We start from the raw sequence: 25,402 nt of genomic DNA on the forward strand, positions 1-25,402 counted from the left end.
AAGCGCGCTTCTACCTCAAAGTTGCAGCGCAATATAGTCAGAAAAGTTGATGGGTTGTTGCTTTGTCCGCAAAGATGCGGCTGCAGCATCGGCTGTTGATCGCCAAAACAGCGGTATGGCAGCAAGTGTCAGGATGATTGACGGATTGCGAATGCCATCTGCTTGCGAAGCAGCTAGGCCGGACGGCGGGCGGCCTCGGGCTGCTTGCGCGCCGCAAGAAATTCCTTGACCCGCCGGCCCGGCGCCGGCCCGGTCACCGGCTTCAAGCCGTCGTCGAGTTCGCCGGACAGATCGATCGTCGGCCGCTTGCCGACGGCGTCATAATTTTCTTCCAGCCAATCACTGGCTGCGGTGCGGCCGAGGTCGCGCAGATAGGCAAGGAACGCCCATTCGGCATTGACCTTGGACGATGCCGACAGATCCTTGAACGCTTCGTCGGCATCGATGCGGTGCATGCGGATGTCGCGATATTCGCCGTGCGGCAATCGGCCGGCGGCGATCAGTTCCTTGACGAAGGCGATCGAGCGGAATTCGCGCAACAGCCCGGCATTGAAGGTGATCTCGTCGATGCGGTTCTGGATCTCATTGGCGCTCTTCGGCGTTCCCTCGCGGACCACCGGATTGATCTGCACCAAAAGCACGTCCTCGGTGGCCGCCGTCTTGAAGAACGGGAACAGTGCCGGGTTGCCGCCATAACCGCCATCCCAATAGGGCACGCCCTTGATCTCGACGGCACGGAACAATTGCGGCAAGCAGGCCGACGCCATCACCGTGTCGAGGTCGATCTCGCCGTCCGAGAAGACCCGCAACTGGCCGGTCTCGACATTGGTAGCGGAAATGAACAGTTCCATCGACTTGCAGGCGCGCACATTGTCGAAATCGATCTCACGTTCGACCACGTCGCGCAGCGGATTGATGGCGAGCGGATTGGCGACATAGGGCGAAAATACCCGAGACATCGTATCGAACAGGAAATAGCCGGGCGTGTTCTCGATCGACCAATTGCCCCAGGCGACGTCCCAAGGCATGCGCTGTACCGGGCTGAAGCGGCCCTTTGCCGCCACCGCACGCCAGAAATCGTCGAGCTTCCGCCGCGCGCCCTCGACACCGCCGCGGACAAAGCCGTCGGCCAGCGCCACGGCATTCATGGCGCCGGCGCTGGTGCCCGAAACCGCCGTTATGTCGAGGCGCCCGTCCTCGAGCAGCCGATCGAGCACGCCCCAGGAAAACGCCCCGTGCGAACCGCCGCCTTGCAGCGCGACATTGATCTTCTTTGGCTCTTCCGCCTTGCCATTTTTCGGCATGGCGTGGCCCTTGACCGCTGGAAGCCTCACTGAGCGGTCCAGCCGCCATCGACAGAGATGTGCGCGCCGTTGATCTGCGCCGCCGCATCCGAGCATAGGAACACCGCGGCCGCCGCAACCTGCTCGACGGTGACGAACTCCTTGGTCGGTTGCTTTTCGAGCATTACCTCACGGACCACCGTCTCGCGGTCCATCTTGTTGGCCTTCATCTGGTCGGGGATCTGCGCCTCGACCAGCGGCGTCAACACATAGCCCGGACAAATGGCATTGCAGGTGATCTTGTCGCGCGCCAGTTCCAGGGCGACAGTCTTGGTCAAGCCCATAATGCCATGCTTGGCCGAGACATAGGCCGACTTGAACGGCGAGGCGACAAGGCCGTGGGCCGAGGCGACGTTGACGATCCGGCCGCCACCGGCCTGTTTCATCAACGGGATGGCGGCTGCGATGGTGTGGAAGGCCGATGACAGGTTAATGGCGATGATCGCATCCCACTTCTCGATCGGGAAGCTTTCCACCGGCGCGACATGCTGGATGCCGGCATTGTTGATCAGGATGTCGACCGAGCCGAATGCCTCGGCTGCCTTCGCCACCAAAGCCCGGCACTCGGCCGGCTTCGACATGTCGGCTTTGACATAGGCGGTCTTCACCTTGTGGTGCTTCGCGATCGCGTCTGCGATGGCGCGGTCGTCGGCGGTGTCGGAAAAGGAATTGACGACGACGTTGCAGCCTTCGGCCGCGAGCGCGTGGGCAATGGCCAGGCCGATGCCCGAGGTGGAACCGGTGACGATGGCGGTTTTTCTGGCGGTCAAGGCGGCTTTATTCCTTTCGAGGCGGGCTCCCGTGGAACCATGCTGCACTGCAGCATATAGGCTCTCTGTCACCCAAGAACAGCGGATGTGTGGAGCAATGACATGAAATTTTTGTCATGTAGACCTCTCTCGTCCCCTAAGAGAGGTCGTCGCCTCGTTTCGCAAAGCATGCGCTGAAAGCTCGTCAGGCGACGAGGTCCGGCACCGTCCCGATATAGCGCGACTGCGGCCGGATCAGCCGTCCGCTCGTTTGCTGCTCGCGCGCATGGGCAATCCAGCCGGCGACGCGCCCGGCAGCAAAGACATTGGTGAACGCCTCTTTCGGAAAGCCCGCCGCTTCCAGCAGGAGCGCTGTGAAGAACTCGACGTTGGTCTGGAGCGAGCGTGACGGCTTGGCGATGCGGAGCACTTCGAGCGCCGCCTGCTCCACGCTTTCGGCGAAGGCCAGCCGGTGGCCGCTTTCGCCCTCGGCGCCGAGCTGGCGCACGACGGCTTTCAGCACGTCGGCACGCGGATCGCGCACGCGATAGATGCGATGGCCGAAGCCCATGATGCGGCCGCCACGCGCGATCTCGCCACGCAGCCAGCCGGCGGCGTCGCCATGCACCTCGATCGCATCCAGCATCTCGATCACCGGACCTGGCGCGCCGCCATGCAGCGGCCCCTTGAGCGCTCCGAGCCCGGCCAGCACCGCCGAAGTAAGCCCGGCCTGCGTCGAAGCGACCACGCGCGCGGCGAAGGTCGATGCGTTGAGGCCGTGGTCGCAAACCGTCACGAGATAGGCATCGAGCGCCTTCGCCAATTTAGGCGAGGCCACAATGCCGGTCAGCATCCGCAGCATGTCGGCTGCATGATCGGCCTTGCTATCGGGCGCAATCGGGCTTTCGCCGCGCTGCAAGCGCAGCAAGGCCGGCGTCAGCACGGCAGGTGCCGCAACCAGCCGCAGCGCGTCCGACAATTTGTCACCATCCGGCAGCAGGGCAATACCGGCGCGCATCGCGCTGTAGATATCGACGGATGCGAGAAACGGCAGCAAGGGTTTGATCTGCTCGAACACTTCGCTGCGCGCCCGACCGATCGCGTTCGCCAGCTCCCTGCCGTCGGGAAGATCGTCGAAAAAGCCGTCGAACAGCAGATGAACCACCTCGGCGTATTTCCAGCGGCCTGCCAGTTCGGGCAACGAATGGCCCCGGATGGTCAGGCGGCCACCAAGACCGTCAACATCGGAGAGCACCGTTTCCGCCGCCACCACATCATCGAGCCCATTCGCCATTGGTTTTCTCCTTGACCCTTTCCGGGTGGAAGATAAGGGTTGGTGACTGGACCATCAATCTTGATCAACGGAATCAACATGACAAGGCTGACATGACGGAGTGGCTGACGCGGGACGAAGCCCTGGAGCGTCTCAAGGTGCGAGCCCAGACCCTCTATGCCTATGTCAGCCGCGGACGCATCGGCGTGCGGCCGGACCGGGCGGATCCACGCCGCAGCCAGTATCGCGCCGACGATATCGCGGCGCTGGCGAGCCGCCGGGCTCGTGGCCGAAATCCCCAGGCAATCGCCGAAAGTGCAATTGCCTGGGGTGAGCCGGCGATCGCCACCACGATCTCGACCGTTTTGCATGGCCGCCTTGTCTATCGCGGCCAGGATGCGGTTGCTCTCTGCGAGGCTGCCACGCTGGAGCAGACGGCAAACCTGCTTTGGGCATCTGGCGCACCAGTGTCGTTCGTCTCGGCGAGCCGCCATGGCAACGGCGCAACTGGCCGGCCGGCTGCCTTCGCGGAATGGGCCGCGTTGGCGGCCAACGGCCGGCCTTCGCTCGGCCGAAGATCGGCTTCGCTCAACCACGATGCGGCCGGCGCCATCGCCGCTTTGGCCCAGGCGCTCGGCGCGATTCCCGGAACTGGTGCCGTGCACGAAAGGCTGGCGCAGGGATGGTCGCTTGATGCGGCCGGCGCAGACTTGATCCGCCGCTCGCTCGTGCTGTTGGCCGATCACGAATTGAACGCATCGACCTTCGCCGCACGGGTCGCCGCGTCCACCGGCGCACCTGTTTCGGCCTGCCTGCTTGCCGGCCTCGCCACGCTCTCCGGGCCGCGTCATGGCGGCGCCGCGGAGGCGGTCATGATGCTGGCGGAGGATGCGCAGAGATTGGGGCCGGATGCGGCTGTCGGACGCTGGCTCGGTCACGACAGGCCGCTGCCCGGATTTGGCCATCCGCTTTATCCCGACGGCGATCCGCGTGCGGAACCGTTGCTGGCCGCGATAGATGTCGATGATGGGCTGTTACGGCTTTGCGATGTGGCCTTTGCGGCAACGGGCATGCGCCCGAACGTCGATTTCGCCTTGGCTGCGCTGACGCGCGGCCTCCGTTTGCCGTCCGATGCGCCGTTCCGCCTGTTCGCACTCGGCCGCAGCGTCGGCTGGGCCGCGCATGCCGTGGAGCAGGTGACGAGCAACGGCCTGATCCGGCCACGCGCCCGCTACCAGGGACCGCTGCCGGAGCAGCTCTAGCCGCGCTGCTTGCGAAGTCTCAGCGGCACCTGAAGAGAGATTCGACGCTGCACTTCGCCAGCCGGCAGTCAGGACATCGTGTCGAGCTTACGCTGCATCGCGGCGATCTGCTCCTTCAGCTCCTGGAGGTCGTCGGGTTTTTCCGGCGTTTCCTTCCTGGCCGGTTCGGCCGGCGCTGCTGCCGGCGCCGAGCCCGCGGGCGGGAACGGCGTGAACAGCCGCATGGCGTTCTGGAACATTTCCATGTTGCGCCGCGTCTGCTCCTCCAGCACCTTGATTGGTGTCGCGATCTTCATCATGTCCATCGGCGACTTGCCGAGCGCATCTTTCATCTGCTCGCGAAAGCGTTCCTGCTCCTTAGAGAAGGCCAGCATCGACTGCTCGAGAAAGCTCGGCACGATCATCTGCATCTGGTCGCCGTAATAGGCGATGAGCTGACGCAGGAACGGGATCGGCAGCATGTTCTGCCCGTCCTTGTTCTCCAGCTCGAAGATGATCTGGGTCAGTACCGGATGCGTGATGTCGTCACCGGTCTTGGCGTCCTGGACAGTAAAGTCCTCGCCTCTTTTGACCATTTCAGCGAGATCCTCGAGCGTCACATAGGTGCTGGTGCCCGTATTGTAGAGACGGCGATTGGCATATTTCTTGATAACAATAGGTTCGTCTTTTGCGGCCATCTGCATCCTCCCCGGACACCGGGCAGCTTAAGTAAGCCGCCGGTAACGATTGCGCCTTTTTAAAGGATATGCGCAAAAGCGTCATGAATCCAAGCAGTTTGTGCAGTGCGGGACCATTTTATGCTGCGCAGCACGGATGGGCCGTCATCGCAGCGACGCGCGGCCTGCTTGCCGCGGAGGAACGCCATGCCCATTTCGGGTTTGACTCGGGTTGTGGAAAGGGCAAGAAAAGTCCCCGACGGCACCCGAAATCGTTCCCCGAAAGCCTGGAGAAGAACATGTCCGCTTCCAACGCCATCGTTGTCGCCAGTGCAGCGCGCACGCCCGTCGGCTCCTTCAACGGCGCCTTCGCCAACACCCCAGCCCATGAATTGGGTGCCGTCGCCGTCAGGGAAGCGCTGGTCCGTGCCGGCGTCGACGGCAAGGAGGTGGACGAGGTCATCCTCGGCCAGATCCTGACCGCGGCTCAAGGGCAGAACCCGGCGCGGCAGGCGGCAATGGCTGCCGGCGTACCGCAGGAGGCGACCTCCTGGGGCCTGAACCAGCTCTGCGGCTCGGGCTTGCGCGCCATCGCGCTCGGCATGCAGCAGATCGCCCAGGGCGACGCGAGGATCATCGTTGCCGGCGGCCAGGAATCGATGTCGATGGCTCCGCATGCACAGCATCTGCGCGGTGGCGTCAAGATGGGCGATTTCAAGCTGATCGACACCATGATCAAGGACGGCCTGACCGATGCCTTCTATGGCTATCATATGGGCAACACCGCTGAGAACGTCGCCCGCCAGTTCCAGATCACCCGCGACGACCAGGACCAGTTCGCACTGGCTTCCCAGAACAAGGCCGAGGCCGCGCAGAAAGCCGGGAAATTCAAGGACGAGATCGTTGCCTTTACAGTCAAGGGCAGGAAGGGCGACACCGTAGTCGACCAGGATGAATACATCCGCCACGGCGCGACAATCGATGCCATGACCAAGCTCAAGCCCGCCTTCGATAAGGAAGGCACGGTGACTGCTGCCAATGCTTCCGGCATCAACGACGGTGCCGCCGCCGTGGTGCTGATGACCGAAGCGGAAGCCGCAAGGCGCGGCATCACACCGCTGGTGCGTATCGTTTCCTGGGCGACCGCCGGTGTCGACCCGCAGATCATGGGGACGGGACCGATCCCCTCCTCGCGCAAGGCGCTGGCCAAGGCCGGCTGGTCGGTCGGCGACCTCGATCTGGTCGAAGCCAACGAGGCCTTTGCCGCGCAGGCCTGCGCCGTCAACAAGGACATGGGCTGGGATCCGGCCATCGTCAACGTCAATGGCGGCGCCATCGCCATCGGCCATCCGGTCGGCGCCTCGGGCGCCCGCATCTTCAACACGCTGGTCTACGAGATGCGCCGCAGAAGTGCCAAGAAAGGCCTTGCCACGCTGTGCATCGGCGGCGGCATGGGTGTTGCCATGTGCGTGGAAGCAATGGGATGAATGGCAAATTGTGAATGGTGAATGGTGAATGGTGAATGGAAGATCGGAGGGCTTACGCAATAACCATTCACCATTCACCATTCACTCTGGGAGGGAAACGCATGACAAAGGTTGCAATCGTCACAGGCGGGTCGCGCGGCATCGGCGCGGCGATATCGGTCGCCTTGAAAAGCGCCGGCTATTCGGTCGCCGCAAACTACGCCGGCAATGAGGAAGCGGCGGCAAAGTTCAAGGCCGCGACCGGCATCCCGGTCTATAGATGGTCGGTCGCCGACTACGAGGCCTGCGCCGCCGGCATCAAACAGATCGAAGCCGATCTCGGTCCCGTCTCGGTGCTGGTCAACAATGCCGGCATCACTCGCGACGCGATGTTCCACAAGATGACGCGCGAGCAATGGAAAGAGGTCCTCGACACCAACCTTTCCGGCGTCTTCAACATGACGCATCCGTTGTGGGGCGGCATGCGCGACCGCAAGTTCGGTCGCATCATCACCATCTCCTCGATCAACGGCCAGAAAGGCCAGGCCGGCCAGGTCAATTATTCGGCCTCGAAGGCCGGCGATATCGGCTTCACCAAGGCACTGGCCCAGGAAGGCGCGCGCGCCGGCATCACCGTCAACGTCATTTGCCCCGGGTACATCGCCACCGAGATGGTCAAGGCAATGGACGAGAAGGTCCTCAACGAGCGCGTCATCCCGCACATCCCGGTCGGCCGTCTCGGCGAGCCGGAGGAAATCGCGCGCTGCGTCGTCTTCCTCGCTTCCGACGATGCCGGTTTCATCACCGGCTCGACCATATCAGCCAATGGCGGCCAGTACATCGCCTGATCGTTTATCTTTACGTTGAGACAGATACGCGCTTGGACGAACGGGCCTGCAAAACGGCCCGTGTATAGCGGTCTTCCCGTTGCAAGATCTCGATGCAGCACGCTGCCCCAATCCGGCACGCAAAGGTTAACGGCAAACTCGCAGCCTGTGCAAAAACCGCCCGGCAGCCTGTGGATTCTAGGTGGAAAAGCTGTTCACAACACAACATGCTGCGGTGAACAAACCAAGAAACTTCGGCTATCTCTGATTCGTCGCCGATTCGTTCCGGCTTTGAGCGGAACGTTAACGGCGAGAGCTGAAAACACCCTCGAAATGATTAAAGCGCGTTAGGAAACATCAATAATTTCATAATGTTGTGCGAAGCAGATTGGCCAGCCACGACCATTCACCGGCAGAGGTTAACCGCAGTGCTCGCGTGGATGCCGCCTGCATAAATCGGGCCAGTTTCCGTGATTCAGCATGTGGTGAGGTACGCCGACAGAAAACCCAGATGTAGCCGTGAACAAACCCTGAATCAGCGCGAGTCAGTGATTCGTCGCTGATTCGTTCCAGACTCGTTCCAACTGTTAATCGGGAACAGATTTTCTGGCTTCGAACCAACCAATCGGCCTGCCCTCGGCATATTCCGCTTTCGCTTCGTGCCCGAAATCCCTATGTGTCGCCTGTCATACGCGGCCAATATGGGCGCGCTCCCGACAATGCGAGGCAGAGAGCCTTATTTCCAGGCCAATGAACATCTATCCGAAACACACTGAACCGCTGATCCTGTCGGGTCGAGACGTGACGGCCGTGCTCGGCCCGACCAACACCGGCAAGACCCACCTCGCCATCGAACGCATGGTGGCGCACGAAAGCGGCGTCATCGGCCTGCCGCTCAGGCTGCTTGCCCGCGAGGTCTATACGCGCGTCTGCGAGAAGGTCGGCGCCCATAAGGTTGCGCTCATCACCGGCGAGGAAAAGATCCAGCCGGCTGGCGCGAAATACTCGGTCTGCACCGTGGAAGCGATGCCGCGCGAGACCGACGCCGCCTTCGTTGCCATCGACGAGGTCCAGCTCGCCGGCGATCTCGAACGCGGCCACATCTTCACCGATCGCATCCTGCATCTGCGCGGCCGCCAGGAGACGCTGCTGCTTGGCGCCGCTACCATGCACGGCATCCTGCAGCGCCTGCTGCGGGGTGTGTCGGTGGTGACCCGGCCACGCCTGTCGCATCTTGCCTATGCCGGCTCGAAGAAGCTGACCCGCCTGCCGCGGCGCACCGCGATTGTCGCCTTCTCGGCCGACGAGGTCTATGCCATCGCCGAGCTGATCCGCCGCCAGCAGGGCGGTGCCGCGGTCGTGCTCGGCGCACTCAGCCCGCGCACCCGCAACGCCCAGGTGGCGCTGTTCCAGTCGGGCGACGTCGACTACCTCGTCGCCACCGACGCCATCGGCATGGGCCTCAACCTCGACCTCGACCACGTCGCCTTCGCCCAGAATCGCAAATTCGACGGCTACCAGTACCGCAACCTGACGGCGGCCGAGCTCGGCCAGATTGCCGGCCGCGCCGGCCGGCATCTGCGCGACGGCACCTTCGGCGTCACCGGCCAGGTCGATCCGCTGGATGATGAACTGGTCAACAAGATCGAGGCGCATGATTTCGACCCGGTGAAAGTGCTGCAGTGGCGTACCGCGCATTTCGATTTCGCCAACCTCGATGCGCTGAAGCGCTCGATTGAGACCAACGCCCCGGTCGAAGGCCTGACGCGCGCGCTGCCGGCAGTAGACGCGCAGGCGCTCGAGCATCTGTCGCGCGACGAGGACGTCCGGGCACTCACCACCGATGCCAGGCGCGTGGCGCTGCTGTGGGAAGCCTGCGCGCTGCCCGACTACAGGAAGATCGCGCCGGCCCAGCACGCCGACTTGATTGCCTCCATTTACATGGACCTTGCCAGGCATGGCCATGTCGACGAGAACTACATGGCCGAGCAGGTGCGCCGTGCCGACACCACCGAAGGCGACATCGACACGTTATCGCACAGGATTGCCCAGATCCGCACATGGACCTTCGTCTCCAACCGGCCCGGCTGGCTGGCCGATCGGGCACACTGGCAGGAAAAGACGCGCGAAATCGAAGACAGATTGTCGGATGCGCTGCATGAGCGGTTGACGAAACGTTTTGTAGACCGCAGGACTTCCGTCCTCATGCGGCGCCTTAGAGAAAACACGATGCCTGAAGCCGAAATCAGCCCAACCGGAACCGTCCTCGTCGAAGGCCATCACGTCGGCGAGTTGCAAGGTTTCCGCTTCACCGCCGACCAGAGCGCCGGCGGCGAAGACGCCAAGGCGGTGCGGGCGGCGGCGCAGAAGGCGCTTGCCGCCGAGTTCGAGTCGCGGGCCGAGCGTTTCGGCGCCTCTGCCAATGGCGACATTGCGCTGGGTTCGGATGGCACGCTGCGCTGGATCGGCGCCCCGATCGGCACGTTGGTTGCCGGCGAAGACGCTTTGAAGCCGCGTCTCGTTCTGCTCGCCGACGAGCAACTCACCGGCCCGGCCCGCGACAAGGTTGCGGCGCGCGCCGAGCGCTTCGTCAATTTCCAGATCGAATCCCTGCTGAAGCCGCTGGTCGACCTCAAGAATGCGGAGCAGATCACCGGCATCGGCCGCGGCATCGCTTTCCAGCTTGTCGAGCATCTCGGCCTCATCAACCGTCGCGACATCGCCGACGAGATGAAGTCGCTCGACCAGGAAGGCCGCGCGGCGCTTCGCCGTCTCGGAGTGCGCTTCGGCGCCTACCATGTCTTCGTGCCGGCGCTGATCAAACCGGCGCCGGCCGGGCTGATAACGCTGCTGTGGGCGCTGAGAAACGACGGTAAGGACAAGCCCGGCTTCGGCGATGTCGTTCACGCACTGGCCTCCGGCCGCACCTCGGTGGTCATCGATCCGACCTTCGACAAGACCTTCTACAAGCTTGCCGGCTACCGCAATCTTGGCCGGCGTGCTGTACGCGTCGATATTCTCGAACGGCTGGCCGACCTGATCCGGCCGGCGACCAACTGGAAGCCGGGCCTCGGCCCTCGCCCCGACGGCGCCTATGACGGTCAGTCCTTCATGGTCACGCCGCCGATGATGTCGATCCTCGGCGCCACCGCCGACGACATGGAAGAAATCCTGAAGGGACTCGGCTATCGCGCCGATGCCAAACCGGCGGCCGAGGTCAAGGCGCGGCTCGAAGCACAGGACAATGCCGCGCGTGAAGCTGCCGCTGCAAAGCAGGCGGCGGAAGAGGCTGCGCGAGTCGAGCAGGCGAGGATGGCGGAAGCATCTGCCGCGGCAGAGCCGCCGGCGGAGGCTTCGGAACCTGTGTCGGATGCGGCTCCTGTTGCGGAGGCGGCGGCCGAAGCTGTGACCGAAGCGACGGCAGAGCCTGTCGCGGAAGCTCCAGCCCCTGAAGCTGCGGCAGAAGTCACGCAAGAGACCCGGCCCGCCGCGGAGGCGACTGCTGAAGCGCCTGCGGAACCAGCGGCCGAGCCAACGGCGGAACTTGGGGCAGAAACTGAGGCTGCGGCACCGGCAGAACCGCCGGTTTCCGACACTACGGAAGCATCGCCGGCCGAACCTGCAGCGACGGCAGGAGCCGTCGCCGGCGAAGCTGCTCCAGAAGCCGAGGAGCCAAAACCCATCCTGTTATGGCGGCAGGGCCGTTTCGACCAGCGCCCGCGTCATCGCCAGCATGACAACCGCCCCCGGGACAATCATCGGGACGGTCGCGCGCGCAATGGTCAAGCTGCGCCGGGCGGCCGCAGCGATGCGCCGGCAGATGCCGGCGGGCAGCCGACGCCGGGCGACCGGCCCGCCCGTCAGGGGCGTCACGATCAGCGCGACGGCGCCGGCAAGCCACGCTTCGACCGCAGCAAGTTCAAGCCCAGGCCGCAAGGCGAGGCGGCAGAGCAGCGCGCCGGCAAGCCGCAAGGCGAACGCCCCGACCGGCGCGAAAACCGGCCCGACTGGAAGGCTGGCCGGCAGGACGGCAAAGGCGGCGCCCAAGGCGCAAAACCCGCCTTCCAGCCAAAGCCGCGTGAGGAACGCCCGGTCCGCTTCGACCCGGACTCGCCCTTCGCCAAGCTCGCCGCGTTGCGCGACCAGCTGAAGAAGTAGGCTGCTCGTCCAATGGTCACTGATGCCCGCCAGCGCATCGACAAGTGGCTGTTCTTCTCGCGCGCGGTAAAATCGCGCACGCTGGCAGCCAAGCTGGTCGTCGCCGGACGCGTCCGCATCAATCGCGACAAAGCAGCGCAGGCCTCCGATACGGTCCGGCCGGGCGACGTTTTGACCATCACGCTGGAGCGGCGGATCTTCGTCTGGAAGGTCCTTGGCACCGGCGTACGGCGTGGCCCGGCCGAAGAGGCCCGCCTGCTCTACGAGGACATGTCGCCGCCCCCCGCGCCCAAGGGCGAGGCGCTTCCGGATGCGGTGCCGCCGTTGCGCGAGGCCGGCAGCGGTCGCCCGACCAAGAAGGAACGCCGCCAGACCGACCACCTGCTCGGCGACGATTGAGCAAGGTCGAACGCCCGCTTTGCCGGCCTTCCGGAATTCCATTCCGGAAACCGCGGCACCGCTGGCAGGGGCCGCCCTTGCCACCAGCGGACAAAGGCGTTACCTCACCAAAAAAGCCCAATAAAATGGGACGTCCCGGAGCCGACCAATGACCTATGTCGTGACCGACAATTGCATAAAATGCAAATACATGGACTGCATCGAGGTCTGTCCGGTCGACTGCTTCTACGAAGGTGAGAACATGCTCGTCATCCACCCGGACGAGTGCATCGATTGCGGCGTCTGTGAACCGGAATGCCCGGCCGACGCGATCAAGCCCGACACCGAGTCGGGCCTCGACAAATGGCTGCAGATCAACACCGAATATGCCGACAAATGGCCCAACATCACCGCCAAGAAGGAGCCGCCGGCCGACGCTAAAAATTTCGATGGCGAAACTGGCAAGTTCGAGAAATATTTCTCCGCCGAGCCCGGCGAAGGCGACTGACGAGCCTGCCGGCTGCGGCGGCCTGACGCCGCGTAACAGACGTGATACATTAACTGCCTTGACAGGCGGCGACGGCGCGTGGCCTTCGCGCGTGCAGCAAAACCTTGATTCTTCCGACTTTTTGTGTTATATCAACCAAACATGCCGGTGACACAACGTCGATTTATGGCGCAAACGCCCCAAATCACTGAAAGGTGAATTTCTCAATCCGGACCAGAGCGATCTGGGGCAGGCGGTCGCAATGTTGCGATTTGCCGGTCCTGGCCTTTCCGGTGAGTTCATCGTTGTGTGGCTAAGGACCGGTCACCCCGGTCGCACGAGTTCGGGCCGGCACGATGCCGGTACCACAACAAGGAGTTCAGGGCGTAATGGCAACGATCACCCCGCAGAAGAAGTCCACCGCAGCGCGCCACGGTTTCAAGACCGGCGAGTACATCGTCTATCCGGCGCATGGTGTCGGCCAGATCGTCTCGATCGATGAGCAGGAAGTCGCGGGCCACAAGCTGGAGCTGTTCGTCATCGACTTCCAGAAGGACAAGATGCGCCTCAAGGTGCCGGTCGCCAAGGCGACCTCGATCGGCATGCGCAAGCTGTCGGAAGAGGATTATGTCGAGCGCGCGCTGAAGGTCGTGCAGGGCCGCGCCCGCGTCAAGCGCACCATGTGGTCACGCCGTGCCCAGGAATATGATGCCAAGATCAACTCCGGCGATCTGATCTCGATCTCGGAAGTGGTGCGCGATCTTTACCGCGCCGATAACCAGCCGGAGCAGTCCTATTCCGAGCGCCAGCTCTACGAGGCGGCCCTCGACCGCATGGCCCGCGAGATCGCGGCCGTCAACCGCATGTCGGAGACCGAAGCGGTCCGTCTCATCGAGGTGAACCTCAACAAGGGCCCGAAGCGCGGCGCCAAGGCCGACAACGAGGAAGCCGAGCAGGAAGAAGCTGCTTGAGCTTTTCTCGTCTTCGAATTCAGAAAAACCCGGCCTCGCGCCGGGTTTTTTTGTCTTAGCTGACCGGCGACGGGCATATCTAACCTTCGCCGCCCTCCCTTTCCGCCTCGTGCTTCAGCGTGGCAATGAACCGCTTGGTCCGCTGGCGTTCCGGGTTGCTGAACAGCACCGCGGCCGGGCCTTGTTCGACGATGTTGCCGGCATCGAGGAACACCACTTCCCGCGCGATCTTGGAGGCGAGCCGCAGGTCATGCGTCGCCATCACCATGGTCGTGCCCTCGCTGGCGAGCTTGCCGAGCACGTCGACCACCTCCTGCGCCAGTTCCGGATCGAGTGCCGAGGTCGGCTCGTCGCAGAGCAGGACCTTCGGCGAAGGCGCCAGCGCCCGGGCAATCGCCACGCGCTGCTGCTGGCCACCTGACAGGGTCGCCGGCCAGGCATCGGCCTTGTGCGCCATGCCGACTTTTTCGAGCAGGGCCAGCGCCCGTTCGCGCGCCCTCTCCTTGGGCCATTTCAGCACCGTCACCAGCCCCTCCATGATGTTCTCGATCGCAGTGCGATGCGGAAACAACTGGAAATTCTGGAACACCATGCCGGTCTGCAGCCGCAGCCGCTGGATATCCCTGGTCGAGACCCTGCCGCCGGGGTGGAATTCGAGTGCATCGTCGCCGATCCGTACCGTGCCTGAAGTCGGCAGCTCGAGCAGGTTGATGCAGCGCAAAAGCGTGCTCTTCCCTCCGCCCGACGGCCCGACAAGCGCCGTAACGCTGCCTTCCTCGATGGTGACGGTGACGCCCTTCAGCACCAAATTGTCGCCGAAACGCTTTTCGATGTTGGTGAGGCCGATCATGCGCGCGCCTCCAGGAAGCCGCCATAACGGTTGAGCCGCGTTTCCAGCCGCGCCTGCAAGGCCGACAGCACGGAGCTCATGACCAGATAGAGGGCCGCTGCCTCAACATAGAGGATCAGCGGCTCATAGGTGGTGGCGACGATGCGCTGCGCTGCCTGGAACATCTCGGGCACGGTGATGGCGGCGGCGAGCGAAGTGTCCTTGACCAGCGAGATGAAGGTGTTGGACAGCGGCGGCACCGCGACGCGCCCCGCCTGTGGAAGAATGGTGCGCCGCATTGCCTGGGCCCAGGTCATGCCGATCGAATAGGCCGCTTCCCACTGGCCCTTCGGTACCGAACCGATGACGGCGCGGATGATTTCCGACGAATAGGCGCCGATGTTCAAGGTGAAGCCGATCAGTGCTGCCGGAAAGGCGTCGAGCAGGATGCCGACCGATGGCAGGCCGTAGAAGATAAGGAACAGTTGCACGAGAAGCGGCGTGCCGCGGAAGATCCAGACGTAGAAGCGGACCACGGCGACCAGCGGTTTGGGACCGAACAGCCGGACAAGCGCCACGACCAGGCCGAGAACAAGACCGAATGCAAACGACAGCAGCGTCAACGGCACGGTGAAGATCAGTGCAGCCCACAGCAGCGTAGGCAGGGATTCCAGCATCAATTGCAGCCAGTGCGGCACGAAGGCTCCTCCTTGCCAGATTGCCGTCGCTCATATCACGCGAAAGCGGCGGGCCGTCGAAAGACAGCTCGCCGCGATACGAACGACGCGGGCCGGCATTCGGCCCACACGAGAAAGCCGTTTTACTTCGAAACGTCCTGGCCGAAATAGGTGTCGGCGATTTTCTTGTAGGTGCCGTCGGCCTTGATGTCGGCCAGCGCCTTATTGATGGCGGCCACCAGTTCCGGATCGCCCTTGCGCACGATGACGCCGGAATAGTCGGCGTTTTCTTCCTGGGCGGCAATCTTCACATTGGCGTCGGGCTTGTGCTTCTTGAAGTCGAGGAAGGACAGGCTGTCGTTGATGGTGGCGTCGGCGCGGCCCGTAAGAAGCAGCTGGATCGACTGGTCGAAGCCGTCGGTGCCGACGAGTTCGGCGCCGTTGGTTTCAGCCAGCTTGCCGAAGTTCGAAGTCAGCGATTGCGCCGCTTTCTTGCCCTTGAGATCGGCGAAGCTCTTAATATCGGTGTTGTCGCCGCGCACGATCAGCACCGCCTTGGAGGCGATGTAGGGATCCGAAAAGTCATATTTGGCCTTGCGCGCCTCGGTGATGCCGACCTCGTTGATGACGGCATCGTAGCGGTTGGCATCGAGACCGGCGATCAGCCCGTCCCATTTGCCTTCGAGGAACTGGGCTTTGACGCCGAGGCGCTCGGCGATGGCCCGCGCGATCTCGACGTCGAAGCCGACCAGCGCGCCGGAAGCATCATGATAGGTGAAGGGCGCATAGGTTCCTTCCGTGCCGACCTTGAAGACGCCGGACTGCTTGATCTGGTCGAGATTGGCGCCGGCGTGACCGGCGGCGATGGCCAGAACCTGCAGCGTTCCGGCGATGATGAGCGATTTGAGCCATTTCATTTTTCTGTGATCCCGTCCTTGGCCGATGTCCGGCGTCATTGCGAGTGCCGGAAAATGACAGATGCGCGATGCCAGAATAAGAAACTAAATTTCAAAAATCTCGCGCCCTTGAAATCCAATTCTCAACCAGCATCTCCGGGCGCCATCCGGCTGAGTCAAGGCCGGTGGCGAATCGCCTGGAACAGCGCAATCGACATGACAGTCCGGGGGAACATTCCCCCGCATGGCACGTTCTTCGCTGTTGTAGGGCGCGGCGCCGCCATTTCAACCATCGGCGCCAACTCACGATTCGATCGCACCGCAACGCCTGGAGCAGGAGCGCGGCATGATGGAAGACAGTGCAGGACGGACCATGGTTCGCGCGGCGATGAAAGCCCCTTATCTGGAACGTGACGAAGAGCATCTCCTGGCGCTGCGCTGGAAGGAAAACAATGACCAGCACGCGCTGCACCGCATCACCGTCGCGCATATGCGGTTGGTCATTTCCATGGCGTCGCGGTTTCGCCACTACGGCCTTCCGCTGGGCGACCTGATCCAGGAAGGCCATGTCGGGCTGCTGGAGGCAGCGGCCCGTTTCGAGCCCGAGCGCGAGGTGCGGTTCTCGACCTACGCGACTTGGTGGATTCGCGCCTCGATGCAGGACTATATCCTGCGCAACTGGTCGATCGTGCGCGGCGGCACGAGCTCGGCGCAAAAGGCGCTGTTCTTCAACCTGCGGCGTCTGCGCGCCCGCCTGGCAAACGGCGCCGAGCAGATGTCGAATGCCACGCTCTACCGCGAAGTGTCGGCGGCTCTCGGGGTATCGGAGGCCGATGTGGCGATGATGGATTCCCGCCTTTCGGCGCCGGACAGCTCGCTCAACACGCCGCTAGCCGACGATGCGGGCGCAACCGAGCGGATGGAGTTCCTGGTTTCGGATGACCCGCTGCCCGATGAGGTCGTCGGCGATACGATCGACGTCGAACGCCGCTCGGTGTGGCTGAAGACGGCACTCGGCGCTCTCAATGCGCGCGAGCTCAGGATTATCGAGGAGCGCCGGCTGAGCGACGAGGGCGCGACGCTCGAAGCGCTCGGCGAGACGCTCGGCATCTCCAAGGAACGTGTCCGGCAGATCGAGGCGCGCGCCATGGAAAAGCTCAAGGCGGCGCTGGTAAAGCAGAATCCGGAATTTCTCGCAGCCTGAATCGCGTCGGCTGCTATTTGTCGGTGACGATCTTGACCTTGTCGCCGGCCGAAACCGCGGCACCCGGCGACAGCGCGTTGAGCACCCTGAACAAATCCAGCTTGCGGTCGACGCCGACCATCTGTGCGGCCAGGGAGCCCATTGTCTGGCCGGGCTGCACCGTGACGATGCGGATACGCAGTGGCTTCAACGCCGCCTTCTCGGCAGCACTCAGGATGCGGAACGAGCCGCTGACCGAGCGCGCCACCGTGCTCAGCGAGGTGCTGGCCGAAGGTGCCGCGGTCAGCAAGCGGTAGACCTGGCCGCCGGCGCGGATCACCGCAATATCGAATTGCCAGCCGTCGGCGCCGGCATGCGCGGTTGCCGCTTCGTTGCCGTTGATCGTCTCCTGGCGCACGCTGCTGTCGTTGAGGCCGGCAACCCAACCGCTGCGGATGTAGTCGGTCAGCGAGCGGTTCTTGTCGATCGAAACGCCGTCGAAGCGGATCGCCATGTCGCCCGGGCCGGTCGCCGTCACCGCCGCCGCCGAATTGTCGATGACGAAGCCGTTGGGCACCGAGAACGACACGCCGAGGCCAGGGTGCAGGAAGGTTTCGCCGCGCACATAGCCTTCCTCCGGCGTGTCGCCGTAAAGTAGCCCGTCTACGCCGGCAAGAAATGAATCGCGGTCGCGCGACCCGACACCGGGCGCGCCGAACTGGCGGGCGTGGCGCTGCGCGAGGTCTATACGCTGCGGCGTGTTGGGGTGCGTCGCCAGGAAGTCGAGGCTGGCGTCGGTAGCGCCGCTGATTGAGCGGAAATCGGTATAGGCCGACATCGACTGCAGGAAGCGGCCGGCGGCGTAGGGATCGAAACCGGCTTCGCCGATCGACTTGATGCCGATGGCGTCGGCCTCCAGCTCCTGATTGCGCGAGAACTGGGCCAGCCTCAGCTTGCCGCGGATCAGCGCCGCCTTGGCCGTCGGGTTGTCGCCGAGCACATCCGAAACGACCTTGGTCGCCAACCCCTCCTCGGCTTCCAGCTGCTGGCGCTGCAGGCCGTGGTTGGCCGTAACGTGGCCCATCTCATGCGCGATGACGGCGGCAAGCTCGGCGGAATCGTTGGCCAGCGCCAGCAGCCCGCGGGTGATGTAGAGATAGCCGCCCGGCAGCGCGAAGGCATTGACGTTGGGCGAGTTGAGGATGGTGATGCGGTAGGTCTGGGTTGGGTTGGCCGACACCACTGTCAGTCTGCCGACGATCTTGGCCACCATGCGCTCGAGCTTGGGGTCGGAATACTCGCCGCCATAGGTGGCGAGGATGCGCGGGTGCTGCGCCTTCGCCAGTTGAGCGAGCTTGCCGTTGGCGGCGACATTGTCGACCGTGATCGGCTTGTCGGAGGGCTGGAAGCCCGATTCCTGCACGTCGGGAGGCGTGAACATCTGGCAGCTTGCCAGCGCCACGGCAAGACCGGCCAGCGCCAGAAAGCGCGCCAGCGGTTTCACCCTCCGATTGTCGATGCCGGTCGGCAGATCGGCGTCCTTTCAAGTCCTGGCACGTGACCGCGAAAATCGGGCGCGATTTCCGGAAAGCATCACGCGCAAAATCAAGTGCTACGGCGTCCTTCGTGCGTCCGACAGATACGAGGCAGCAAGGGCAAATCACGGTCTAGGCCGGACCAGCTCCTGGCGGACCTAGCCACACTACCTCGACCATGGCAAGCAAGCGCCGCTTCGCCTTCCGCCGGTTTGACCATAAATTATGTCCGCTTCCGGGCAACATCTCGTGATCCAACCGCAAACGGACCCGAGCCGATATAGCGTCGGAATGCCTCCGGTCCAGCCCCGACGAAAAAATCGGCCGCGGTGCCCGTCGCGGCAACCGTGCCACCATCCAGGAAAATCATGTTTTGGCCGATACGGCGCGCATCGTCCGGCTGGTGCGTGACGAATAGCACCGTCATGCGCTGCTCCGAATGGACGTCGGCCACCAGGTCGAGCATGTCGTCGCGCAGTGCCGGTCCGAGCGAAGCGAACGGCTCGTCGAGCAACAACACCGGCCGGTCGCGCACCAGGACACGGGCGAGCGCGACGCGCTGCCGCTCGCCGCCCGAGAGTTCGCGCGGCAGCCGGCTTTCCTTGCCGGCAAGGCCGACGCGCTTCAGCGCTGCGGCGATTGCGGCGCGGTCAGCCTCGCTCAGCCTGAGCGAAGACGAGCGGCCGAGCCCGACATTCTGCTCGAGGGAAAGATGGGCAAACAGGTTGTTTTCCTGGAACACCATCGATACCGGCCGCGCTGATGGCGGCGCAGTGCTGACTTCGGCGCCGCCGATCAGCACGCGGCCTGACCGCGGCGTCTCGAAGCCGGCCACCAGATTGAGCAGCGTCGACTTTCCCGAACCGCTCGGCCCCATGATGGCGGTGATTTCCGACGCCGGGAAATCGACATCGAATACAAGCGGCGTTTCACCATAGCTGAACGAGACATTATCGAGCCGCACGGCCGCGCCTTTTTCCACCGAAATGGACCGTTCCGGGCTGATCGGCATCATGATTTCTCGCTCCTTCCCAGCCAGTCCGCGGCCAACACCAGCGCCAGGCAGACAAGGCCGAGCAGCAGCGCCAGCCCGGCCGCATCCTCGGTGCGGTAACTGCCCATGCGCGCCAGCAGCAGATAGGGCAAGGTCTGCACGGAATCGCTGCCGAATAGCGCAATGACGCCGAGATCGCCGAGCGACAGCGCCATGGCGAAAGCGAAGCCGGTGGCGAGTGGCCTCCGTAGCGACGGCCAGTCGACCAGCCGCAACCGGTTCCAGCCCGAGATACCAAGCTGTGCACAGAGCCGTTCGTGGCGTTCGCTCGCCGCGTCATAGGCAGGGCGGATGGCGCGGATGGCGAACGGCATCGCCATCACCGCATTGACCGCAACGACCATGACAGGGGCGATCGCAAAGACATCGCCGACGGTGCGCAGGAGCAGGAACCAGCCGGCGCCGATGACGATGGGCGGCACCACCAGGACGAACCCCGCACCGGTGTCGGCCAGATGTTCGAGCAGTGTCCGCCGGCCTGTCCGCCGGGTGAGCGCCAGCGCCCGGCGCGCCATGACCAGCGACAGCGACAACGCCACAGAGAGCAGCGCCGATAGGAGGGAGAGCACGGCACTGGTCGCCGTCGCTTGCCGCACCGCGCTCTCGCCGGCCAGGCGGACGAGATCGGCGCCAAGCCCGGCTGCCAACGTGGCCGCCATCGGCCCGGCGACAAACAGCAGTGCCAGCCCGATCGCCAATGCGTTCAGCACGGTCTCGGCCGCACCGGCTGAAAAATACCGGCGCGGCGCCACCGGCAGATTGGCATCCCCGACCATATTGGCGCCGAGCCGCGTCAAGGCCAGCACGACGACGAAGGTCAGGGCAATCTGCAGCAGGGTCAGCGTCACAGCCCGCGCCGGGTCGAAGTCGAAACGCAGCGCCTGGTAGATGGCAACCTCCAGCGTGGTCGCGCTGGGTCCGCCGCCGAGCGTAAGCACGATGGTGAAGGAGGTGATGCACAGCATGAAAACGAGCCCGGCAACGCCCGGCAAGGCCGCACGCAGCGGCGGCCATTCGATCAGCCGGAAGGCCGGCACAGCACCCATGCCAAGCTGGCTCGCCAGCCGCCATTGGTCGGCCGGCACGGTCTGCAACGCCTCCAGGAACAGCCGCGTCGCCAGCGGCAGGTTGAAGAAGACATGGGCGACGAGTATGCCCGACAGGCCATAGATGCCGGGCCAGCTCTGGCCGCCTAGCGCGCCGAGCGTGCCGGCAAAATAGCCGGCGCGGCCATAGAGCGCCAAGACACCGAGTGCGGCAACAATGGCCGGCAGCGCCAGCGGCACGGCGAAAAGCTGGAGGATGAAGCCTCGCCCGAAAAAACGCGGATGCCGCGACAGGGCGCGCGCGACGAACAGCGCCGGTGCGACGGAGAGCAGGGTCGACAGCAGAGCCTGCCAGAGCGTGAAACGGACGACGCGCAAGAGATAGGAATCGAAAGCGGAGGCGGCGCCGGACAGGTCGCGTGTGGCTTCGACGACGAGCCCGGCGAATGCACCGCCGATCAGCAGCGCGATGGCGGCGAGCGCGACGATGCCGGCAGTGACGCGGGGATCGGCCGGATGACGCGTACGCATGTCGCGCTACCCGACACTACGACAGGTGTTGATCGAAGGAAATACCTGGCAATGGCCGAGCCCACCCCTCTCTGGCCTGCCGGCCATCTCCCCCTCAAGGGGGGAGATTGCGCACTCAGCCGCCTTCGCCAATCTCACAAGTGGCAGGACGAGGAGAGGCGACAAAGCTGCCGATCTCCCCCCTTGAGGGGGAGATGGCCGGCAGGCCAGAGGGGGGTGGCTTGGCGCAAACATCCGACGAGGCTTGAGCCCTACTTGCTCATCGCCGCAAGCCACTCATCGACCCAGGCCTTGCGGTTGGCCGCGACGTCTTCCGGGCTGAACAGCAAGGTCTTGGTCGGCTTGACCAGCTTGTCGAACGCCGGGTTGAGCGGCTTGTCGGTTTTGCCGGCCGGGAACATCCAGTTGGTTTCGGGAATGACATCCTGAAATTTCGGTCCGGTCATGAAGGCAATGAACTTTTCTGCCAGCGGGTTCTTCGCACCCTTGGTGGTGATCCCCGCAACCTCGATCTGCAGATATTCGCCCTCCTCGAAGGACGCCGCCTGGTAGCGCTCGGTGTTTTCGGCGACCATGTGGTAGGCCGGCGAGGTGGTGTAGGACAGCACCATCGGCGCCTCGCCCTTGGTGAACAGGCCGTAGGCCTCGCTCCAGCCCGGCGTTACCGTCAGCACCTTCGCCTTGAGTTTGGCCCAGGCTTCCGGCGCCTTGTCGCCATAGACCGACTTGACCCACAGCAGCAGGCCAAGGCCCGGCGTCGAGGTGCGCGGATCCTGGATGACGATCTTCTCTCCGGCATCGCCCTCGACCAATTCCCTGAGGCTCTTCGGCGGGCTCTTCAGTTTTTCGGTATCGTAGACGACGGCGAAATAGCCATAGTCGAACGGCACGAAAATATCGTCGCTCCAGCCGCCCGGCACACTGACGCCCGACACGGTGCCGTGCAGCGAAAACAGGCCGGTTGCCTTGGCGTCGGCGGTTAAGTTGGTATCGAGGCCAAGTACGATGTCGGCCTTGGTCGCGGCGCCTTCCAGCTTCACACGGTTGAGCAGCGCCACGCCGTCGGCGACCGAGACGAATTCGACGACGCAACTGCATTCGGCCTCGAAGGCCTTCTTCACCGCCGGTCCCGGACCCCAATCGGCGGTGAAGCTTTCATAGGTATAGACCGTCAGTCTATCCTGTGCCGATGCCTGCCCTGGCAGGGCGAGCGCGGATGCCGCAAGCAGGACAATTGAGACAAGAGAGTGGAAAAAACTGCGCATCGGCGCCTCCTTCGTTCGCGTTGAAAGGAATTGAGGCGTCGGGCTGTCCGAAACGTCTAATCCCTCCGCCGGTACAAACCGGATCAGGTTCAGCGGGTTGGCAGTCTTGCCTCTCAGCCGGTCCGCGAAAATCGCGTCCGGCACCCCGTTAGAGCGTTGCGACACATAGGCCCGGCCGAAGTGCTGCGCAAGCGGAAGTTTGCCGGGCATCCAAAGCCCAGCCTTCCGTTTCGTCTGCCGTTTCATCTTCCGTTTCCGGGGCAGGGCTGGTAAGGGCCACGAGATATGAGCACATTCACCATCCTGCTTGGCGGCGATCTCATCCGCACGCCGCTGCTCGACCGCCAGGTCGAAGGCTCGCGCGTCATCGCCGCCGATGCCGGCATCGGTCATGCCCGCATGCTGGGCCTGAGGCCGGAACTCTGGGTCGGCGATTTCGATTCGGTGCCTGCCGATTTGCCGGAGGATCTGGCCGCCGTGCCACGGCAGGTATTTCCCGCTGAAAAGGACAAGACCGACGGTGAACTCGCTATCGCCGCCGCGCTCGAACGCGGTGCGACCAGCCTTGTGCTCGCAGGCGCCTTCGGCGGCAAACGCACCGACCACATCTTCCTGCATCTGGCGCTGAGCGTCCGGCTGGCGGAAGGCGGAACGGAAGTGCTTTTGACCAGCGGCGCACAGGAAGGCACTCCTTTGCTGCCTGGAAAGACTGGCTTCGACTATGTCGACGGCACGCTGTTTTCGGTGCTCGGCTTTTCGGATCTCGCCGGCCTGACAGTCACCGGCGCCAAATGGCCGCTCGACCATGTCGAGGTTGCGTTCGGCTCGTCGCTGACCATTTCCAACGAGGTCAGGGGCCGGCTGGAAATCGCGCTGGCCAGCGGCCGCGCGCTGCTGCTCGCGCATCCCTACCCTTTTCCGGAAAGCTGAGCCCAGAAAGCTGACATGGCGCCGCCGCTTCTCAATCTCGACGGGATAAAGCTGACCTTTGGCGGCACGCCGCTGCTCGACGGTGCCGCCCTGACGGCCTCAGTTGGCGACAAGATCGCCCTGGTCGGCCGCAACGGCTCTGGCAAGTCGACGCTCCTCAAGATCGCCGCCGGGCTGATCGAACCGCAGGACGGCGAAGTCTTCCGCCAGCCTTCGGCGACCGTGCGCTACTTGCCGCAAATGCCCGACATGGACGGCTTTGCGACTGTCCGCGCCTATGTCGAGGCGGGGCTCGGGCCGGCCGACGATCCCTACCGCGCCACCTATCTGATGGAGCATCTCGGCCTGACCGGCGAGGAACGGCCGAACGACCTCTCCGGCGGCGAGGCGCGGCGCGCCGCCCTCGCCCGCGTCATGGCGCCGGAGCCCGACATTCTCCTCCTCGATGAGCCGACCAATCATCTTGACCTTTCGGTCATCGAATGGCTGGAGGAGGAGCTTGCCCGCACCTCCTCGGCACTGGTCGTCATCTCGCATGACCGCCGTTTTCTCGAGCGCGTGTCACGCGCCACAATCTGGCTCGACCGCGGCCAGACCCGCCGTCTCGACAAGGGCTTTGGCTATTTCGAGGAATGGCGCGACACGGTGCTGGAGCAGGAAGAGCGCGAGCAGCACAAGCTCGGTCGCCAGATCGTGCGCGAGGAGCACTGGCTGCGCTATGGCGTGACAGCGCGGCGCAAGCGCAACATGCGCCGGCTCGGTGAGTTGCAGACCATGCGCCAGCGCTTTCGTGGTCATCGCGGCGCCGAGGGTGCGGCGACGATGACAGCCAGCGACGCCGCCGAATCCGGCAAGCTGGTGATCGAAGCCAGGAACATCGAGAAGAGCTTTGGCGATCTGACCGTGGTCAAGGGATTCTCGACCCGCATCCAGCGCGGCGATCGCGTCGGTCTGGTCGGGCCGAACGGCGCCGGCAAGACGACGCTGTTGAAGATGCTGACCGGCGAATTGAAGCCGGACGCAGGCACGGTGCGGCTCGGCACCAATCTGGAGATCGCCACGCTCGACCAGAAGCGCGAAGCCGTCGACCCGCAGGAGACATTGGCGCAGTATCTCACCGACGGGCGCGGCGAGAACCTCGTCATCAATGGCGAGCAGCGCCACGTCGTCTCTTACATGAAAGACTTCCTGTTCAAGCCGGAACAGGCGCGCACGCCGGTGCGCGAGCTTTCGGGCGGCGAGCGGGCACGGCTGATTCTCGCCCGCGTTTTGGCGCGGCCGGCAAACCTGCTTGTGCTCGACGAGCCGACCAACGACCTCGACATGGAGACGCTGGAGCTGCTGCAGGAACTGGTCGCCGGTTTTGCCGGCACGGTGATCCTGGTCAGCCACGATCGCGATTTCCTCGACCGCACCGTGACCAGCATCATCGCGCCGGATGGTGACGGCCGCTGGATCGAATATGCCGGCGGCTATTCCGACATGCTGGCGCAGCGCGGCGGCACCAGGCTGGACGACCGCAGGGGGCGGCCAAAAGCAGAAGCCGGTGAAGCGATGGCGGCAAGCAGGAGCGAAGCGGCCGCGCCGAAGGGCCCGGCCAAGAAACTGTCGTTCAAGCAGAAATTCGCGCTGGAATCGTTGCCCAAGAAGATCGAGGCGGTGTCGGCCTCGATCTCGCGGCTGGAGAACAACATCGCCGATCCGGCCTATTACGAGCGCGACCCGGCCTCGTTCCAGAAGACGATTGCCGCGCTCGACAAGGAGCGCGTCACACTGGCAGCGCTCGAGGGGGAATGGCTGGAACTGGAAATGCTGCGCGAGGAGATGGAGGGGTAATTCGCGACCCTTGTCATTGCGACTAGAGAGGAATGCGCATATGTTATGCG

21 protein-coding genes and 1 riboswitch are annotated in these 25,402 nt (G+C 64.0%); of the genes, 10 read left to right on the plus strand and 11 right to left on the minus strand.

Annotated elements, in window-relative coordinates; all coding sequences use genetic code 11:
• Nucleotides 1–173: 173 nt before the first annotated feature.
• The 3 genes from NKI67_RS04440 to NKI67_RS04450 all read right to left on the minus strand — a co-directional run bounded on the left by NKI67_RS04440 (nt 174) and on the right by NKI67_RS04450 (nt 3,386).
• Entirely contained in the window at nt 174–1,304 is a 1,131-nt protein-coding gene (locus NKI67_RS04440; RefSeq protein ID WP_023678453.1) for a patatin-like phospholipase family protein, read from the minus strand.
• Between the two features lie 26 nt (nt 1,305–1,330).
• The gene (locus NKI67_RS04445; protein ID WP_023678452.1) at nt 1,331–2,113 is read right to left on the minus strand and encodes a 3-hydroxybutyrate dehydrogenase; all 783 of its coding nucleotides are present in this window, start codon (nt 2,111–2,113) and stop codon (nt 1,331–1,333) included.
• Between the two features lie 184 nt (nt 2,114–2,297).
• Nucleotides 2,298–3,386 (minus strand): citrate synthase/methylcitrate synthase, encoded by a 1,089-nt coding sequence (locus tag NKI67_RS04450; RefSeq protein WP_023678451.1) that lies wholly within the window; start codon nt 3,384–3,386, stop codon nt 2,298–2,300.
• A 92-nt stretch (nt 3,387–3,478) separates the two neighbouring features.
• Between NKI67_RS04450 and NKI67_RS04455 the strand changes: the two genes are divergently transcribed.
• Nucleotides 3,479–4,627, plus strand: coding sequence for a citrate/2-methylcitrate synthase (locus NKI67_RS04455; RefSeq protein WP_352644536.1), 1,149 nt, complete (start codon nt 3,479–3,481; stop codon nt 4,625–4,627).
• Nucleotides 4,628–4,695: 68 nt separating this feature from the next.
• On the opposite strand, the gene phaR is transcribed toward NKI67_RS04455, so the two are convergent.
• Nucleotides 4,696–5,304, minus strand: a complete 609-nt coding sequence (phaR, locus tag NKI67_RS04460; protein WP_023678449.1) for a polyhydroxyalkanoate synthesis repressor PhaR — start codon at nt 5,302–5,304, stop codon at nt 4,696–4,698.
• A gap of 278 nt (nt 5,305–5,582) precedes the next feature.
• Between phaR and NKI67_RS04465 the strand changes: the two genes are divergently transcribed.
• The 6 genes from NKI67_RS04465 (at nt 5,583) to NKI67_RS04490 (ending at nt 13,570) form a co-directional block, all read left to right on the plus strand.
• Nucleotides 5,583–6,770: an acetyl-CoA C-acetyltransferase gene (locus NKI67_RS04465; RefSeq protein WP_352572007.1), complete on the plus strand. Its 1,188-nt coding sequence runs from the start codon at nt 5,583–5,585 to the stop codon at nt 6,768–6,770.
• A 101-nt stretch (nt 6,771–6,871) separates the two neighbouring features.
• Nucleotides 6,872–7,597: an acetoacetyl-CoA reductase gene (gene phbB / locus NKI67_RS04470; protein WP_352572008.1), complete on the plus strand. Its 726-nt coding sequence runs from the start codon at nt 6,872–6,874 to the stop codon at nt 7,595–7,597.
• 729 nt (nt 7,598–8,326) lie between these two features.
• Complete coding sequence (locus NKI67_RS04475; RefSeq protein ID WP_352644539.1) at nt 8,327–11,734, plus strand: helicase-related protein; 3,408 nt, start codon at nt 8,327–8,329, stop codon at nt 11,732–11,734.
• A gap of 12 nt (nt 11,735–11,746) precedes the next feature.
• The gene (locus tag NKI67_RS04480; protein ID WP_023680553.1) at nt 11,747–12,133 is read left to right on the plus strand and encodes an RNA-binding S4 domain-containing protein; all 387 of its coding nucleotides are present in this window, start codon (nt 11,747–11,749) and stop codon (nt 12,131–12,133) included.
• Between the two features lie 148 nt (nt 12,134–12,281).
• Nucleotides 12,282–12,620: a ferredoxin FdxA gene (fdxA, locus tag NKI67_RS04485; RefSeq protein ID WP_023680554.1), complete on the plus strand. Its 339-nt coding sequence runs from the start codon at nt 12,282–12,284 to the stop codon at nt 12,618–12,620.
• Nucleotides 12,621–12,988: 368 nt separating this feature from the next.
• A complete protein-coding gene (locus NKI67_RS04490) occupies nt 12,989–13,570 on the plus strand; it encodes a CarD family transcriptional regulator (protein ID WP_006327799.1) in 582 nt (193 codons plus the stop codon).
• A 79-nt stretch (nt 13,571–13,649) separates the two neighbouring features.
• Here NKI67_RS04490 and NKI67_RS04495 read toward each other — a convergent pair whose 3' ends face one another.
• The 3 genes from NKI67_RS04495 to NKI67_RS04505 form a co-directional block, all read right to left on the minus strand.
• The gene (locus tag NKI67_RS04495) at nt 13,650–14,420 is read right to left on the minus strand and encodes an amino acid ABC transporter ATP-binding protein (RefSeq protein WP_352452513.1); all 771 of its coding nucleotides are present in this window, start codon (nt 14,418–14,420) and stop codon (nt 13,650–13,652) included.
• On the minus strand, nt 14,417–15,097 hold the full coding sequence (locus NKI67_RS04500) for an ABC transporter permease subunit (protein ID WP_023721020.1): 681 nt from the start codon (nt 15,095–15,097) through the stop codon (nt 14,417–14,419). Before NKI67_RS04500 ends, NKI67_RS04495 begins: the two co-directional genes overlap by 4 nt.
• Nucleotides 15,098–15,219: 122 nt before the next feature.
• Nucleotides 15,220–15,993: an amino acid ABC transporter substrate-binding protein gene (locus NKI67_RS04505; RefSeq protein WP_352454874.1), complete on the minus strand. Its 774-nt coding sequence runs from the start codon at nt 15,991–15,993 to the stop codon at nt 15,220–15,222.
• Nucleotides 15,994–16,318: 325 nt separating this feature from the next.
• Here NKI67_RS04505 and NKI67_RS04510 point away from each other — a divergent pair, with 325 nt between their 5' ends.
• Nucleotides 16,319–17,176: an RNA polymerase factor sigma-32 gene (locus NKI67_RS04510; RefSeq protein ID WP_023680558.1), complete on the plus strand. Its 858-nt coding sequence runs from the start codon at nt 16,319–16,321 to the stop codon at nt 17,174–17,176.
• Between the two features lie 13 nt (nt 17,177–17,189).
• Here the strand turns inward: NKI67_RS04510 and NKI67_RS04515 are convergent, their stop codons facing one another.
• The 4 genes from NKI67_RS04515 to thiB all read right to left on the minus strand — a co-directional run bounded on the left by NKI67_RS04515 (nt 17,190) and on the right by thiB (nt 22,586).
• A complete protein-coding gene (locus tag NKI67_RS04515) occupies nt 17,190–18,659 on the minus strand; it encodes a M48 family metalloprotease (protein ID WP_352454875.1) in 1,470 nt (489 codons plus the stop codon).
• 254 nt (nt 18,660–18,913) lie between these two features.
• Entirely contained in the window at nt 18,914–19,705 is a 792-nt protein-coding gene (gene thiQ / locus NKI67_RS04520) for a thiamine ABC transporter ATP-binding protein (RefSeq protein WP_352454876.1), read from the minus strand.
• Nucleotides 19,702–21,321, minus strand: coding sequence for a thiamine/thiamine pyrophosphate ABC transporter permease (gene thiP, locus NKI67_RS04525; protein WP_352454877.1), 1,620 nt, complete (start codon nt 21,319–21,321; stop codon nt 19,702–19,704). Before thiP ends, thiQ begins: the two co-directional genes overlap by 4 nt.
• 251 nt (nt 21,322–21,572) lie before the next feature.
• Nucleotides 21,573–22,586 carry a thiamine ABC transporter substrate binding subunit gene (gene thiB, locus NKI67_RS04530; RefSeq protein WP_352454878.1) on the minus strand — a complete coding sequence of 338 codons (1,014 nt, stop codon included), beginning with the start codon at nt 22,584–22,586 and terminating at the stop codon, nt 21,573–21,575.
• A 43-nt stretch (nt 22,587–22,629) separates the two neighbouring features.
• Nucleotides 22,630–22,744: riboswitch (TPP riboswitch) on the minus strand.
• 127 nt (nt 22,745–22,871) lie between these two features.
• Here thiB and NKI67_RS04535 point away from each other — a divergent pair.
• A complete protein-coding gene (locus tag NKI67_RS04535; RefSeq protein WP_352644542.1) occupies nt 22,872–23,516 on the plus strand; it encodes a thiamine diphosphokinase in 645 nt (214 codons plus the stop codon).
• Nucleotides 23,517–23,531: 15 nt separating this feature from the next.
• A complete protein-coding gene (locus NKI67_RS04540) occupies nt 23,532–25,352 on the plus strand; it encodes an ABC-F family ATP-binding cassette domain-containing protein (protein WP_352644544.1) in 1,821 nt (606 codons plus the stop codon).
• Nucleotides 25,353–25,402: the final 50 nt, after the last annotated feature.

Origin of the sequence: Mesorhizobium sp. M0408 (genome assembly GCF_040321495.1) — a bacterium.
Lineage (GTDB): Bacteria > Pseudomonadota > Alphaproteobacteria > Rhizobiales > Rhizobiaceae > Mesorhizobium.

Excerpts from the sequence above, each read along its gene's own strand:
- NKI67_RS04440 (WP_023678453.1), bottom strand. The coding sequence starts at position 1,304 with ATGCCGAAAAATGGCAAGGCGGAAGAGCCAAAGAAGATCAATGTCGCG.
- NKI67_RS04450 (WP_023678451.1), bottom strand. The coding sequence starts at position 3,386 with ATGGCGAATGGGCTCGATGATGTGGTGGCGGCGGAAACGGTGCTCTCC.
- NKI67_RS04455 (WP_352644536.1), top strand. The coding sequence starts at position 3,479 with ATGACGGAGTGGCTGACGCGGGACGAAGCCCTGGAGCGTCTCAAGGTG.
- phaR (WP_023678449.1), bottom strand. The coding sequence starts at position 5,304 with ATGGCCGCAAAAGACGAACCTATTGTTATCAAGAAATATGCCAATCGC.
- NKI67_RS04465 (WP_352572007.1), top strand. The coding sequence starts at position 5,583 with ATGTCCGCTTCCAACGCCATCGTTGTCGCCAGTGCAGCGCGCACGCCC.
- phbB (WP_352572008.1), top strand. The coding sequence starts at position 6,872 with ATGACAAAGGTTGCAATCGTCACAGGCGGGTCGCGCGGCATCGGCGCG.
- NKI67_RS04475 (WP_352644539.1), top strand. The coding sequence starts at position 8,327 with ATGAACATCTATCCGAAACACACTGAACCGCTGATCCTGTCGGGTCGA.
- NKI67_RS04480 (WP_023680553.1), top strand. The coding sequence starts at position 11,747 with ATGGTCACTGATGCCCGCCAGCGCATCGACAAGTGGCTGTTCTTCTCG.
- fdxA (WP_023680554.1), top strand. The coding sequence starts at position 12,282 with ATGACCTATGTCGTGACCGACAATTGCATAAAATGCAAATACATGGAC.
- NKI67_RS04490 (WP_006327799.1), top strand. The coding sequence starts at position 12,989 with ATGGCAACGATCACCCCGCAGAAGAAGTCCACCGCAGCGCGCCACGGT.
- NKI67_RS04495 (WP_352452513.1), bottom strand. The coding sequence starts at position 14,420 with ATGATCGGCCTCACCAACATCGAAAAGCGTTTCGGCGACAATTTGGTG.
- NKI67_RS04505 (WP_352454874.1), bottom strand. The coding sequence starts at position 15,993 with ATGAAATGGCTCAAATCGCTCATCATCGCCGGAACGCTGCAGGTTCTG.
- NKI67_RS04510 (WP_023680558.1), top strand. The coding sequence starts at position 16,319 with ATGATGGAAGACAGTGCAGGACGGACCATGGTTCGCGCGGCGATGAAA.
- thiQ (WP_352454876.1), bottom strand. The coding sequence starts at position 19,705 with ATGATGCCGATCAGCCCGGAACGGTCCATTTCGGTGGAAAAAGGCGCG.
- thiP (WP_352454877.1), bottom strand. The coding sequence starts at position 21,321 with ATGCGTACGCGTCATCCGGCCGATCCCCGCGTCACTGCCGGCATCGTC.
- thiB (WP_352454878.1), bottom strand. The coding sequence starts at position 22,586 with ATGCGCAGTTTTTTCCACTCTCTTGTCTCAATTGTCCTGCTTGCGGCA.
- NKI67_RS04535 (WP_352644542.1), top strand. The coding sequence starts at position 22,872 with ATGAGCACATTCACCATCCTGCTTGGCGGCGATCTCATCCGCACGCCG.
- NKI67_RS04540 (WP_352644544.1), top strand. The coding sequence starts at position 23,532 with ATGGCGCCGCCGCTTCTCAATCTCGACGGGATAAAGCTGACCTTTGGC.